Origin of the sequence: Hyphomonas sp. GM-8P (assembly GCF_003263315.1) — a bacterium.
Classification (GTDB): domain Bacteria; phylum Pseudomonadota; class Alphaproteobacteria; order Caulobacterales; family Hyphomonadaceae; genus Hyphomonas.
Genome location: NZ_AWFE01000063.1, coordinates 12,018 through 25,490 on the forward strand (window position 1 = coordinate 12,018; position 13,473 = coordinate 25,490).

The 13,473-nt window shown below is 61.9% G+C and carries 14 protein-coding genes and 2 tRNA genes; 3 read left to right on the forward strand and 13 right to left on the reverse strand.

The features are described 5' to 3' along the window. Nucleotides 1–33: 33 nt before the first annotated feature. The 3 genes from HY26_RS07650 to HY26_RS07660 all read right to left on the reverse strand — a co-directional run bounded on the left by HY26_RS07650 (nt 34) and on the right by HY26_RS07660 (nt 2,869). Nucleotides 34–717: a PopZ family protein gene (locus HY26_RS07650; RefSeq protein WP_051600132.1), complete on the reverse strand. Its 684-nt coding sequence runs from the start codon at nt 715–717 to the stop codon at nt 34–36. Between the two features lie 104 nt (nt 718–821). After that, nucleotides 822–2,099 carry a TolC family outer membrane protein gene (locus tag HY26_RS07655; RefSeq protein ID WP_112073293.1) on the reverse strand — a complete coding sequence of 426 codons (1,278 nt, stop codon included), beginning with the start codon at nt 2,097–2,099 and terminating at the stop codon, nt 822–824. A gap of 116 nt (nt 2,100–2,215) precedes the next feature. After that, nucleotides 2,216–2,869: a protein-L-isoaspartate O-methyltransferase gene (locus HY26_RS07660; RefSeq protein ID WP_034767778.1), complete on the reverse strand. Its 654-nt coding sequence runs from the start codon at nt 2,867–2,869 to the stop codon at nt 2,216–2,218. A 149-nt stretch (nt 2,870–3,018) separates the two neighbouring features. On the opposite strand from HY26_RS07660, the gene HY26_RS07665 reads away from it, so the two are divergent. Then, nucleotides 3,019–3,092 (forward strand) — tRNA-Cys (locus HY26_RS07665). Between the two features lie 320 nt (nt 3,093–3,412). After that, a tRNA-Asn gene (locus HY26_RS07670) sits at nt 3,413–3,488 on the forward strand. Between the two features lie 121 nt (nt 3,489–3,609). Here the strand turns inward: HY26_RS07670 and HY26_RS07675 are convergent. The 9 genes from HY26_RS07675 to HY26_RS07715 all read right to left on the reverse strand — a co-directional run bounded on the left by HY26_RS07675 (nt 3,610) and on the right by HY26_RS07715 (nt 12,019). Then, nucleotides 3,610–4,467, reverse strand: a complete 858-nt coding sequence (locus HY26_RS07675; protein ID WP_112073294.1) for an enoyl-CoA hydratase-related protein — start codon at nt 4,465–4,467, stop codon at nt 3,610–3,612. Between the two features lie 14 nt (nt 4,468–4,481). Next, nucleotides 4,482–5,459 carry a nitronate monooxygenase family protein gene (locus HY26_RS07680; RefSeq protein ID WP_034767774.1) on the reverse strand — a complete coding sequence of 326 codons (978 nt, stop codon included), beginning with the start codon at nt 5,457–5,459 and terminating at the stop codon, nt 4,482–4,484. Between the two features lie 41 nt (nt 5,460–5,500). Further along, complete coding sequence (locus HY26_RS07685) at nt 5,501–6,289, reverse strand: glutathione S-transferase family protein (protein ID WP_112073295.1); 789 nt, start codon at nt 6,287–6,289, stop codon at nt 5,501–5,503. Nucleotides 6,290–6,300: 11 nt separating this feature from the next. Beyond that, nucleotides 6,301–7,509 (reverse strand): acyl-CoA dehydrogenase family protein, encoded by a 1,209-nt coding sequence (locus tag HY26_RS07690; RefSeq protein ID WP_112073296.1) that lies wholly within the window; start codon nt 7,507–7,509, stop codon nt 6,301–6,303. A 12-nt stretch (nt 7,510–7,521) separates the two neighbouring features. Further along, nucleotides 7,522–8,439, reverse strand: a complete 918-nt coding sequence (locus tag HY26_RS07695; protein ID WP_112073297.1) for an oxygenase MpaB family protein — start codon at nt 8,437–8,439, stop codon at nt 7,522–7,524. Between the two features lie 68 nt (nt 8,440–8,507). Next, a complete protein-coding gene (locus HY26_RS07700; protein WP_112073298.1) occupies nt 8,508–9,107 on the reverse strand; it encodes an exopolysaccharide biosynthesis protein in 600 nt (199 codons plus the stop codon). A 47-nt stretch (nt 9,108–9,154) separates the two neighbouring features. Beyond that, nucleotides 9,155–10,525, reverse strand: coding sequence for an L-serine ammonia-lyase (locus tag HY26_RS07705; RefSeq protein ID WP_112073299.1), 1,371 nt, complete (start codon nt 10,523–10,525; stop codon nt 9,155–9,157). A 77-nt stretch (nt 10,526–10,602) separates the two neighbouring features. Beyond that, nucleotides 10,603–11,787 carry an FAD-dependent monooxygenase gene (locus tag HY26_RS07710; protein ID WP_112073300.1) on the reverse strand — a complete coding sequence of 395 codons (1,185 nt, stop codon included), beginning with the start codon at nt 11,785–11,787 and terminating at the stop codon, nt 10,603–10,605. Nucleotides 11,788–11,815: 28 nt separating this feature from the next. After that, a complete protein-coding gene (locus HY26_RS07715) occupies nt 11,816–12,019 on the reverse strand; it encodes a zinc-finger domain-containing protein (RefSeq protein WP_034767760.1) in 204 nt (67 codons plus the stop codon). A gap of 120 nt (nt 12,020–12,139) precedes the next feature. Between HY26_RS07715 and HY26_RS07720 the strand changes: the two genes are divergently transcribed. Beyond that, nucleotides 12,140–13,093 (forward strand): ABC transporter ATP-binding protein, encoded by a 954-nt coding sequence (locus tag HY26_RS07720; protein ID WP_112073322.1) that lies wholly within the window; start codon nt 12,140–12,142, stop codon nt 13,091–13,093. 4 nt (nt 13,094–13,097) lie between these two features. Here the strand turns inward: HY26_RS07720 and trxA are convergent, their stop codons facing one another. After that, nucleotides 13,098–13,418: a thioredoxin gene (gene trxA, locus HY26_RS07725; RefSeq protein ID WP_034767758.1), complete on the reverse strand. Its 321-nt coding sequence runs from the start codon at nt 13,416–13,418 to the stop codon at nt 13,098–13,100. Between the last annotated feature and the right edge of the window lie 55 nt (nt 13,419–13,473).

Consider the following 13,473-nt stretch of genomic DNA (forward strand, 5'->3'; position numbering starts at 1 on the left):
CGCCCTTCCCTATAAACAATTTGGCGGGAGAGGCTAGCGCGCCATGCGGGAGATCCGCTCTACCTCTGCCTCGACTTTCTGTTCGACGATCGATGCAAGGTTGGCGTCGAGCCACTCCTTGATCATCGGACGCAGCATCTCACGGACGAGCGCTTCAAGCGTGTTGTTGCCGCCAAGATCCATCTTGGAGATCAGCTTGCCGAGCGCGCCGGCAGCGGCGTTCGCGGTCGAATCGTCGGTCAGCGAGGAATTGTCGTAAGCGGGCGATGCAGACATTGTTTTCTCCACAGGCGCAGGCGCAGGTGCCGGTTTGGGTTCGACGGGAGCTGGCGCAACCGCAACAGGCTCTGGAACGGGCTCGGGCTCCGGCTCAGGGTCATATTCAGCCGAACGCGATGCGCTAAGCAGGGATTCGAAGCTCTGGGCTGGTTCCGGCGCCGCGGCAGGCGCCTCTTCTTCGGCGAAGTCCTCGATTTCGAATGCTTCCATCTCCAGCTCAACCGCCTCTTCCGGCGCAGCTTCCGCTTCGAAGGATTCCTCGCGGATGTCTTCGTCGAACATCACCTCTTCGAGGCTGACATCGTCATCCTCGTCATTGGCGATTTCAGGCTCCGGCTGAGGGGCCGACGCAGGCGCCGCCGCGTCGTCAGAGATGATTTTACGGATCGACGCGAGGATTTCCTCCATCGTCGGTTCCTTATGTGCTTCGTTGGCCATCAGAGCCCCCTGATATGCTTTCACGTCGTCGATTCTGTTTACGATCGCTAAGGCGATTGGGTTAACAAAGACCTGACAATGTTAACCTCTTTCAGGACCGGTAGCTATGGTTGCGTCAGCTGGCCAGTCGCCCGAAGCAGCTGGTGCGCAGCAACATAGGCATCCCGTTCAGCCTGAACGAGCGCAAGGCGGGCCTCGAACAGTTGCTGTTCCTGATTCAGGACATCCAGCGTCGTACGGACACCAACGGACAGCTCTTCCTTGGCGCCGTCATAGGCGATTTCGGCTGCATCCACCTGGCGCTTGGACGCCTCGATAGCCCGCAGAGTCGCGTCATAGCCATACCATGCGGACGCGACCTGAGCCCGGATGGAGCGATCCAGCGCATCGATCTGACGGCGGGCCTGGTCCCGGCGAAGCCGCGCGGCCTTAGTCTGGCTCTTCACCAGTCCGCCGGTAACGATCGGGATCGATCCCTGCACGACGCCGGAAACCGACGATTGCTGCACATTCCGTGATTCGAACGTCGAGTACTGGGTCTGTGCGGTGCCAACGAGGTTTACGCTCGGGCGCCCCTGCGCCTTGGCGGCTTCAATCGCTTCCATGGCGGCGCGTTCCGAATGGCGGGCGGCGATCATGTCCGGATTGGCGTCCAGTCCCAGCCGGGTCGCTTCTTCCAGAGACTGCGGCAGCGGTGGAACCGGCGGCGGCGGCGCCAGGTCACCGGGCGTGAGCCCGGTCAGGAAAGAGTAATTCGCAAGACTCGTCTCGAGGGCAGATTCGGCGCCTGCGAGCGACGCGCGTGTGCCTTCAAAATTGGCGCGGGCAAGCGACACGTCCGTCCGCGTCACCACGCCGACTTCGAAACGGTCTTCGGCCGCACGCAGCTGTTCCGCCGACACTTCGACATTGTTCTCGCGGATAGAAACCGTCTCGCGGTCTCGGCGAACATCCATGTAGGCCGTGATAACCTGCAGGATCAGGTCCTGCTGAGCGGCATCATATTGTGCATCTGCCGCGCTGATTCCGGCCTTGGCCTGACGAATGCCGGCGGAGATGCGTCCGCCGGTATAGATCGGCTTGGTCGCCTGGACTTGCGAGGAGAACGCGCCTGAATTGCCGTTGCTGACACTGAAGGGAAAGTTGGTGTCCGTATACTGGTACCCAGCCGATCCACCGATCGTCACGGTGGTGCGGCCGCCTGACCGGGCCTGCTCTAGCGTTTCCCGCGCAATGTCCGATTCGACGCGCTGCGATTCCAGCTGGGGGTTGGAGAGGATTGCCGAGGAGACCGCATCCTCCAACGTCTCGGCCGACGCATGGCCGGTCACCAGCAGGCCGGCAAGCGCGCTGCCCGCAAGGATACGAAACTTCAAGGTCATGGGAGGCTCCTCAGATGCCGTAATTAAAATTACACGCCCTTATACAGGCCAAGCAGCTACAGAGAACAGTGTTCACTTTTCCGGGGAGTTAACGATAGCGCCGAGCGCCCCGAAAATCAGAACACAAATGCCTTTTTGCGGTCGAACTGTGCAAATTTCGGCGGGAAGGCGTCGAAAGCGTAGCGTGACGACACGGTATCACCTGCCTTGGTGTAGACGCGACCGCGGCCGACCCCATCCTGTTCGAACTCCACCACTGCCAGGCGGCCGGCTTCAGCCAGTTGGTCCTTCCAGGCCTGCGGCACTGTTTCGACCATGCCGCAAACGTAGATTACGTCGAAGGGACCCTGATCCTGGAGCCCCTCTTCCAGTTTGCCCTCGACGGCAACGGCGCGGTCGAAGCCCAGCGAGGCGAAGCGGTCAGACATGGCGTCGACCAGTTCGGACGTTTCTTCCAGCGCAATCACCGTTTCGGACAGGTGGCTTATCAGGGCCGTTTCGTAGCCTGCACCGGCCCCGATCACGAGGACGATATCCGTGGGTTTGATACCCGCCGCCTTCAGCAGTTTCGCCGTGTCACGCGGGGTCCAGAGGGCGCGGCCCTCCGAGGTTTCGATCTCGAGTTCGGAGTAAGCGACCGGTTTACGGGTGGCCGGGACGAAAGCCTCTCGCGGCGTGTTCAGGAAAGCGTGTACGAATTCCGGATCCGACACGTCGTTCGGGCGGATCTGGCTGTCGACCATGATTTCACGGGCGGCTTCGAAGTTCATGGGCTCTCGCCTTTCGGGGTGCGTATGTTCCTCTTGGGAGCCCTTTAGCATGCAGCATCGGACATGCAATCAGCGATAAACGCGCACAGGCATGAAAACGGCAGATTGCACGCCGCGCGGAAGGTTGCTAGGAGGCCTGCTTCCGGCATGGCCCTGTGGCGGAGTGGTGACGCAGCGGATTGCAAATCCGTGTACGCCGGTTCGATTCCGGCCGGGGCCTCCAGACCTTCCTCAATCGACAGAATCCCCTGTATTCATGCCGTTTTTCCGCAGGCACTTCCGTGCGCCGGGAGAAAATTTCGATCCTTGACGAAGAAATGCGAGTTTTCGGCAAGTCGTTTAGATCGTGTTAACCAATTCCGCAGATTGTTAACCCTGTCTTCTCTTGGAGACACCCACCATCACCCAACGCCTCGGCGGGAGACACGTCTCCCGCCCTTTTTTTGTGCGTTTTTCAGCTGCGATCTGAAAGAATTATGTTGTTCTCAGCATCAGAGGGCTTGAACCAGTGGAGCGGTCTGGTAATAGCCCCTCTCCGGCTGTTCCGCGATAGCTCAGTTGGTAGAGCAGGCGACTGTTAATCGCCCGGTCGTAGGTTCGAGTCCTACTCGCGGAGCCACCTCTTCCCCTGACCATCGGACACGCTCTTATCGCGCCCCCGGCACGATAAGGAATACGATATATACACGATAAACAGACGATATACGGGCGCCCTTGGACGCCCGTTTTTCAGTCCGGCTCTATTTCCACCAGGGATACCCGTTCGGCATGTCGGCTGAGACCTTGCCGGGAAAATCCGGGGGACGCTTTTCGAGGAAGGCGGTGACCCCCTCCTTCACGTCTGGAGAAGACCCGAGGCTGAGCGCGAATTTGCCATCGACCTTCAGGAGATCGAACGGATGCGCCGTTGGCCCGAATCGCCAGAGCAACTGACGCACAAGAGCGACGGAGACCGGCGCCGTGTTCTGCGCGATCTCGGCGACGATTCGCTTGGCCGCGGGCAGAAGCTCCTCGGGCGGGTGGATCTCGCTGATCAGGCCGCCTTCCAGCGCCTCCTCAGCCCCGAATACCCGCCCCGTCATGCACCAACGCAGCGCCTGAGGCAGGCCGACCAGCTGCGGCAGGAACCAGGCGCTACCCGCTTCCGGCGGCAGGCCGCGTTGCGCGAAGACGAATCCGAACTTCGCCTTTTCCGACGCGATCTTGATGTCCGTCGGCAGCACCATCGTGATGCCGACACCGACCGCCGCGCCGTTGAACGCCGCGATCAGCGGCTTCTGGCAGGCATACATCGCCCCGATGAAGCCGGCCCCGTCCCGGTCCTTGCCGGGTTCGGTTGTGCCGAAATTCTTCGCGCCTGTTCCGCTCTTCGTGTCGAAGGCGTCTGCGCCATCGGAAATGTCTGCACCCGCGCAGAAGTGCCGGCCCGCGCCCGTGATGATGATGCCGCGAACGTCATCATCGGCATCACAGGCGCGGATTGCGTCGGCGAGTTCCCGGCCAAGCTGGTTCGTGAACGCGTTCAGTTTTTCCGGACGGTTGAGGGTAATGATGGCCGCAGGGCCATCCTTCTCAAGAAGCACCTGCTCGTAAGCCATATGACCCTCCCCGCTTATTTGATCATCGACTCGAGACGGCCTTTGATGATCTTCTCGGCGTCAGCGACGATCCGGTCGATCAGTTCCTCGACGCTCGGAATGTCGTGGATCAGGCCCTGGATCATGCCGGCCGACCAGATGCCGCCATCCGTGTCGCCTTCATCCATGGCCTTGCGGCCGCGGACACCGGCAACGAGGTGCTGGACATCCTCGAACTTGGCGCCGCCCTTGCGCTCGATGGCAACCACCTCATCGGAGACAGCATTCTTCATCACGCGCGCCGTGTTGTGCAGCGTACGGAAGATGAGATTAGTGGCGCGCTCGTCATTCTCGACCATCTGGCGCTTGAACGCTTCGTTGATCGGCGCCTCTTTCGTGACGCAGAAACGCGTGCCCATATTGATGCCGTCGGCGCCCAGCGCCAGTGCCGCCGCAAGGCCGCGGCCGTCGCCGAAGCCGCCGGAAGCCAGCATCGGAACTTTCACTTTGTCGGCAGCAGCCGGGATCAGGATCAGGCCCGGGATATCGTCCTCGCCCGGGTGGCCGGCACATTCGAAGCCGTCGATGGAGATGGCGTCAGCGCCCATCCGCTCTGCCGACAGCGCGTGGCGTACAGCGGTACATTTATGGATGATCTTGATGCCGTGCTGCTTGAAATGGTCGATATGTTCCTGCGGCTTGTAGCCTGCGGTTTCGACAATCTTCACGCCGCCCTGAATGATGGCGTCGCGGTATTCCGCATACGGCGGAGGCTTGATGGCCGGCAGGATGGTCAGGTTCACGCCGAACGGCTTGTCCGTCATTTCCTTGGTGCGGGCGATTTCCTTCGCCAGGTCTTCCGGCGTCGGCTGCGTCAGCGCCGTCAGGAAGCCGAGGCCGCCTGCATTCGCGACCGGGGCGACCATTTCAGCATAGCCGACCCATTGCATGCCGCCCTGAGCGATCGGATGCTCGATCCCGAACTCCTCGGTGAAGCGTGTCTTGATTGCCATTGTGTTCCTCCTTGAGCCGCAACCGGCGGCCATGTTGATGTTTAATTGTCCCAGTGATCCGTAAAGCGGATCGTGTTGCGTTCCATTCCGTCACGGACAATGTCCATGCCGCCGGAGCGGATCATCCATTCGAGCCTGTGGTCGCGATAGTGGCGGCGGAACAGCCCGGCCTCTACCGCCGCGCTGACGGCCTGCATGCCGCTGATCGAGGCGCGCGCCTGTTCGGCAGCCTCACGCACACTGTCGCGTTCGTTCACCCGGGTGAGCCAGGCAGCGAGCGCCGAGCCTGCCTTCGGCGTGTATCCGAAGCCGGCAATGCCATTGAGATAGGGTGCGACGCTGAGGTCCGCCCAGCCGAACTTGTCGCCGCTGAACCATTCCGCATCGCCGAGCTGGCCGGACAGCCACGCCATGAAGCCGGCGATCTGGCGGGCGGCGTTCTGTTCGATCTTCGCGCGTGTCGCTTCGTTGCCGCGCTTGAAATGGTGCAGCTCACCAAGCCCCCAGCTGATCGCCTCGAAATGGGTGTCCATCACGTCTTCGATCATCCGGCACTTTGCCCGCTCGGCCGGATCGGCCGGGAAGAGCGATGGCTCCGGCCATTTGTCTTCGATATATTCGAGGATGATCGTGGAATCGAACAGGGACACATCCCCGTCGATCAGCGCAGGCACTTCGCGGCGCGGCGCCGCCTCGGCAAACGCCCCACCCGTGGAACCTGCCCCGATGCCTTCCGGCATCGCCACCTCAAACGGTACGCCCTTCTCACGCAGGGCGATCTTCACCTTCTGGGCATAGGGAGAGAGCGGGTGTTCGTAGAGCGTAATCATCTGGTCAGGTCCTACAGCCGCAGCTGCCCTTTGGCGAGAATGTTACGCTGGATCTCATTGGACCCGGCATAGATCGAGCCTGCCCGGTCGTTGAAATATTTCGCCGACGAGGTCACCGCGCTTTCCGGGCCGACCAGTGGTGCATTCGATGGCGGCGCGGTCGTCACCGGCCCGCCCGGGCTGGTATGGTGCGGCTGGAAGGGCTGGACGTAGACACCTGCCAGTTCGATGGAGAGTTCCGTGATGTGCTGGCTGAGCTCCGTACCGCGGATCTTCATCATTGAGCCTTTGAGCCCCGGCGTGCCGCCACCTGCAAGCTCTGCCATCAGCTGCATTTCCGCCGCTTCGAGCGCCATGGCATCTGCCTCGGCGAGGCTGATCTTGCGGGCAAAATCCGCCGTCAGCAGGCCTTGCTCTGCTGCATGACGGCGCAGCGCCTCCAGCCGGGCGATCAGGCGCGGGCCATAGGCATTCCCGCCCCGCTCGAATTCGAGGAGATATTTCGCAACCGTCCAGCCATTATTGACTTCGCCGACCACGTTTTTCTTCGGCACACGGACATCGGTGAAGAAGAGCGAGTTCTGGATATGCTCGCCCGAAGTCATGACGATTGGGTCGACCCGCACGCCGGGTGAGTTCATGTCGATCAGGATAAAGGTGATGCCCTGCTGCAGCTTGCCGGAAGAATCCGTCCGTACAAGGCAGAAGCACATATTGGCGACATGGCCATGCGTGGTCCAGATCTTCTGCCCGTTGCAGATGAAATCGTCCCCGTCTTCGACCGCCGACATGGTCAGGGCGGCAAGGTCGGAGCCTGCATGCGGTTCCGAATAACCCTGGCACCAGAAATCCTCTCCCGACAGGATGCGTGGGAGGTAATAATCCTTCTGCGCTTTCGATCCGTGGCCGATCAGGGCCGGGCCGCACATGCCGATGCCCATGGGTGACAGCGGCGGAGCGCCAGCGTGGGCCATCTCGACATCAAAGATATAGTGCTGCGCAAGGTTCCAGTCGCAGCCGCCATATTCCACCGGCCAGGACGGCGCTGCCCAACCCTGTTCGACAAGGATTTTCTGCCAGGCGAGGCCGATCTCCTTCTCGGCATAGACGCTGGTCATGCGCGAGGCATAGCGGCGGAGGTCTTCAGTCAGATTGTCAGCAAGGAAATCCCGCACTTCTTCTCGGAAGGCTTCCTCATCGGGCTTGAAGGCAAGATCCATCAGTTACTCAACCTATTCTGCTGGGACAGACGCCTGGTGCGCGGCGGCCTCAAGGAGGCGGGCGCGCTCGGCATCACTCTTCCACAGGAATGACCGTGGCAGGCCGAGGCGTTCGCTGGCATGGGCAGCGGGGGAAGACGGGTCGGGGATCCGCTCAGCGGTCTTCCCCATCAGTTTCACCGTCATCTCACCCTTCCAGTGAAGGTCGTATTCGGGGCCGAGTTCCAGCCGTTCACGAACCGCCCTCGGCAGGATGGCCACCGCCGCATGAACGAGTGCGCTCTGCAGGCCTTTCGGCACGCCCGGCGCCGCGCGGCCGGAACACATAATGTCGAGGAATTCGGTATTGATCGGATGCGGCTCAAAGCGCGGCAGCAGCTTTTGCATCATCGCATCGAAGTCTTCCAGCGACCGGATCGGGTTCTGCACGCCATAAAGCCGTGCGACGGGCACGCCCTCTTCGAAAAAGCGCTTCTTGTCGGCCTCGGAGACCGGCTTCACGAAGCGATCATAGGCGGTCAGAAAACCGAAGCTCGCCGTCGCGCTGACCCAGTCGAGCAGTTCGACATCGAGCGCCTTGTAATGCTCGCCGGACGGGGTCTGCCCCTCGACGCGGGCATGCATGTTGGTGACGCCCTGGATGACGCGGCGGGCGGCGTTCTGCGGTCCGTAGACGCCGACCATGGCGGCAATGCCGGTGCGCTTGGAGCGGCCGATCGGATCGGTCTTGAAAACCGAATGGTCCCAGACGCCGGAGCGGATGCGGGCATCGGCGAATTCCAGAAGCACCGCGGCCACGCCGCCAATGGCGAGCGCGATCGGATTCTTGAATACTTGCCACGAGACGGAGTCCGGACCGGCAAAGGCCGGCTCACCGGGGGGATTCAGGTAATCCACCTTCCAGCCGAGATAGGATTTGATCTCCGACATGGCTTCCTCGCCTTACGTTTGCGCAAGCGTAACCCAGCCATCTCAAGTCAAAAAGGCCGTACCCGGCGTCAAGCGAACGCGCCGGAAATCCGCGCCCAGAGGCGGAAAAGCAGCCAACACGCCCCGGCCAACCCCAATGCAGCGAGGATCAGGACGAAGCCGTCGCGCGCCGTCAATGCCAGGCCGAACAGGAAGACCGTCAGCCCCGGCAGCACCGGCCCGAATGGCACCAATCCCAATGGAATCGTCAGGATGGCGGCTGCGATACAGATCAGCGCCACGAAAGGCGCGAACAATGGTGAGGTCAGGAAAGCGAGCCGCGGTTTCAGGAAACGGTCGACCTGACAGACATAAGGGTCAGCCAGTTTGATGCCCTGCAAAAGCGCCTCACGTGGGAATTCGATCTTCAGGAACCGCGATGGAATCCACGGGAACGCCCGCCCGATCAGGATCTGCCCGGCAATCAGGAGCGTGATGATCCCGACCAACCAGGTTGCGCCCGGGATAATGGTGAGCGGGCTCAGCGCCAGGAAACCAAGCAATAACAGGATCGGCCCGTAGGAGCGCCGCCCCACAGCGTTCAGCATGGCCCGCACGGTGACCGTGTCGCCTTCGGTATTCGTCTCAAGGCTGTGCAGCAGCGAAGACAGATTATTGACCGTGGCCATGCGGCTCTCCCAGTGGCGTCTTGGCAATCAACTCCAGGACAGAACGCTCAACATTCGATTACGTTCACGGCAAGGCCGCCCTGCGATGTTTCCTTGTATTTGGAGGACATGTCCATGCCGGTCTGGCGCATGGTCTCGATCACCTGATCGAGCGACACACGCGCCTGATCCACAGAGTGGAGCGCGAGGCGGGCCGCATTGGCGGCCTTCACGGCGCCGATGGCGTTGCGTTCGATACAGGGGATCTGGACGAGGCCGCCGACCGGGTCGCAGGTCAGGCCCAGATTGTGCTCCATTGCAATCTCTGCCGCATTGCAGACCTGTTGCGGATTAGCGCCCCAGACCGCGGCCAGCCCAGCTGCGGCCATGGAGCAGGCGACGCCCACTTCGCCTTGGCACCCCATCTCTGCCCCGGAGATCGACGCTCTTTGTTTGTAGAGCAATCCGACCCCTCCTGCTGTGAGCAGGAACCGGCGCAAACGCTCGGTCTTGTCCTCTGCATCGGCACAATAGTGACGGATGACGGCCGGAATGATCCCGGCGGCGCCATTGGTCGGCGCAGTGACGACCTGCCCGCCGCTTGCGTTCTCTTCATTCACCGCCATGGCGTAGACATTCAGCCAGTCGAACAACTGCTCACGTTCGTTCGATTGCGGAGCATTCTGCAGCTTCTTCCATAGGTCCGGCGCACGGCGGCGCACATTCAGCCCGCCCGGCAATGTGCCCTCGCGGGTCAGCCCCCGCTCCACGCAGGCGAGCATGACGTCAGCAATCCGGTCGAGGGCGGCTTCAGTCTCGGCTCGCGGGCGCATCGCGTCTTCATTGGTGAGGATGATCTCGGCGATGCTGGAGTGATTTTCGGCGCACAGGGCCAGCAATTCAGCCGCAGAACCAAACGGGCGCGGCACGGACGGGCCGACCGGCAGGATATCATCCTCCACCGGCCGCTGAAGCTGGCGCTCCGTCGCGATGAACCCGCCGCCTGTGGAGTACCAGGTCTCGTCGGAAAGAACCTCACCACTCGCCCCGAAGGCGCGGAGGCGCATGCCATTGGGGTGGAGCACCGGGAGGACATCATAGGCAAATACGATGTCTGTTGCGGGTTCGAAGGCGATGCTGCGCCCGCCCGGCAAAGGAAGCTGGCGCGAAGCCTCAAGTGATTCAACGTCCCGGTCTGCCGCGTCTGGGTCCAGGGTTTCCGGCTCGAAACCAAGCAGGCCGAGCATGACAGCTTTTGGCGTCGCGTGCCCTGCCCCGGTCAATGCGAGCGAGCCCTGCAGCTCGACTTCGATCCGCGCGACAGGGCCCATTCCCTCGGCAAGGTTTGCCAGAAACCGGTTCGCGATCCGGATCGGGCCGACCGTGTGGGAGCTGGAGGGGCCGATTCCGACGCGGAAAAGGTCTAGGATTGAAAGCATTTTTCACCAGTTCGGTTGAGCGGGGTCGACCTTCCTGCCCTTAGGTCACTTCCAGGGCAAGGATAACCAGTGAAAATCTAAAGAGACGTTTCGTCGTAGGAGTAGATCCAGTCGAGACGCGAGCGGACAAATCCGGGGGCAGCCCGCGCCGCCATGGCCATGGGCACGTAGGATCCGAGACGCGTGATCGGATTTCCGCGGTGATAGAGCTTGGAATTGGCCCGGGCCCCTTCCTGCACGCGGGTCACCCGCGGTTTGCGCCGGGCTTCATAGCTCGCGAGGGCAGCCGAAACATCGTCTTCAGCCGCAAGACACGCGGCGATCGCCCAGGCATCCTCGATCGCCATCGCTGCCCCCTGCGCCAGGAAGGGCAACATCGGGTGGCACGCATCGCCCAGCAATGTAGCTCGGCCATCGCTCCACTTGGGCAACGGTTTGCGCCCGTACAGCGCCCAGCGGTTCATGGAGTCAGCCGCTTCGATGATCGCGGTGACGGACGGATGCCAGCGTTTGAAATCCTTCAGCGCCTGTTCCTTCGCCCCGGTGGCGCTCCAGGATTCATCCCCGGGCGTCTTGTGTTCCACAACACCGACGAAGTTTGCGAGACTACCCCGGCGCAGCAGATAGGTCACCGCATGCCGGCGCGGACCGGCCCAGACGCTTGCAGTAGGTGGCGGGGCATGATCGCCAAGCGCCGTCACAGGCGCCGTCGCGCGCCAGGCAACGCAGCCGGTGAATTCCGGCTTGTCCGGACCCAGCATCTGGTCACGCACAGCTGAATGGATGCCGTCAGCCCCAACAAGCAGGTCGGCCTCGATCACAGCGCCACCGGCAAAATAAGCCGCGATCTTGTCGCCCCGGTTTTCGTAGCGCTCCAGCCTCTGCCCGAGGATCAGCGCATCCGGCGCCCGCGCGACCAGTTCTGCACGCAAGGCTTCGATCAGGTCTGCCCGGTGGACGTGGATGTATTCGGCGCCCCAGCGATTCGTGGCGGCCTTGCGCAGCGGGATCGAGAAGATCTTTGCGCCGCTACGCCCCCAGCGCATCTCGGCGGCCTGCGGGCGGAACGCATCGGTCATCACCCGGGCCCCTACGCCCAGGGCGTTCAGCACTTTCATGGCATTGGGGCTGAGCTGCAGGCCTGCGCCCACTTCGCTGATAACGCCGGACTGTTCCGTAACGGTGACGGTGTGGCCGCGCTTCTCAAGCGCCAGGGCGGCTGTCAGCCCCCCGATTCCACCGCCGACGACAAGAACGTGCATGATCAGCCGGCTCCGTGTTCAGGGAGAATCAGCGACCCCGGCCGGGGTCTTCCTTGCCGCCGATCAGGACGAAGCGGCGGTCGCAGTATTTGCACTCGACAAAGTCTTCATCGCCCATCTCGTACCAGACGCGCGGATGGCCAAGAGCGCCGCCGCCGCCATTGCAGGAGACCTTGTGACTTGTGACCATCACGACTTCCGGTGGGTCGAATACATCGCGCTTGGAGGGCATTGGGCCGCCTATTCAGTCCTGTAAGTTGGCCCCGGCTTGTTCACCGGGTCTTACGGCCCTACCTAGAGCGCACCAGAGTGCCGCGCAAGCACCGCCATGCCGCAGGGAAAGAAGGACTGGATGACTGACCAAAACTCCGCCCCGGAATATGCAATTGAAGTCGATAACCTCCAGAAAGTGTACGCGGCCTCCGGCCGGATGCCGGAAAAGCATGCCCTGAAGGGAATCAGCCTGAAAATTCCGCGCGGATCCATCTTCGGCCTGCTGGGGCCGAACGGGGCGGGCAAGTCGACCTTCATCAACATTCTGGCGGGCCTGGTAAACAAGACCTCTGGCACGGCGCGCATCTGGGGCCTGGACATCGACCAGCACCCCCGCCAGAGCCGCGCCGCCATTGGCGTTGTGAACCAGGAAATCGTCGCAGACCCTTTCTTCACCCCGTTTGAAATGCTGGAGCTGATGGCCGGCTTTTACGGTGTCCCGAAAGGTGAGCGCCTGACAGATGAAATCCTTGCCGCCGTTGGCCTCGACGACAAGAAAGACGCCTATGTGCGACAGCTGTCCGGCGGCATGAAACGGCGCCTGATGGTCGCCAAGGCCCTCGTCCACAATCCGCCTGTCCTGATCCTCGACGAGCCGACGGCCGGCGTGGACGTGGAACTGCGCCGCTCAATGTGGACCTATGTGCGCGAGCTGCATGAGCGCGGCACCACGATCATCCTGACAACTCACTATCTCGAAGAAGCCGAAGAGCTCTGCGATTCCATCGCCATTGTGAACCACGGCGAAATCGTCGCCTGCGAGCCCACATCTCAGCTTCTGTCGCGCCTCGATTACAAGACGCTGGTCATCAGCCCGAGGGAACCGCTGACTGAGGTACCAGACGCCCTGACGGCGCTCGATGCAAAGCTCCGCGAGTCGGGTGAGCTGGAAATCACGTTCCGGACCAGCGAGACCGGAATCGGCCGCCTGCTGGAACAGGTTCGCCAGGCCGGAATCGGAATCGGGGACCTCGTCACCGAGACCCCCGACCTTGAAGACGTATTCCTGGCGCTGACCAGCGAGCCAGCCTGACGGATCAGGCCGACTGTTTGATCCATTCGGCGATGGCCTGCTTGCTCATCGCACCGAGATGCGTGGCAGCCACCTTGCCATCCTTGAAGATCATCAGCGTCGGCATACCGCGCACGCCGTATTTCGAGCCGGTCATCGGGTTTTCGTCGACATTGATCTTGGCGACTTTGACCTTGCCGGCCATTTCCTCGGCGACGGCCTCCAGATGCGGAGACATCTGCTTGCACGGACCGCACCATTCGGCCCAGAAATCCACAACGACGGGGACATCAGAATTGGCAATGACACCATCAAACTCGTCGTCTGTTACATCAATCGCGGCCATGGCGAGCTCCTCATAATTCAGTTCAACAGACTGCTAAATAGGGACTCCCGGCACA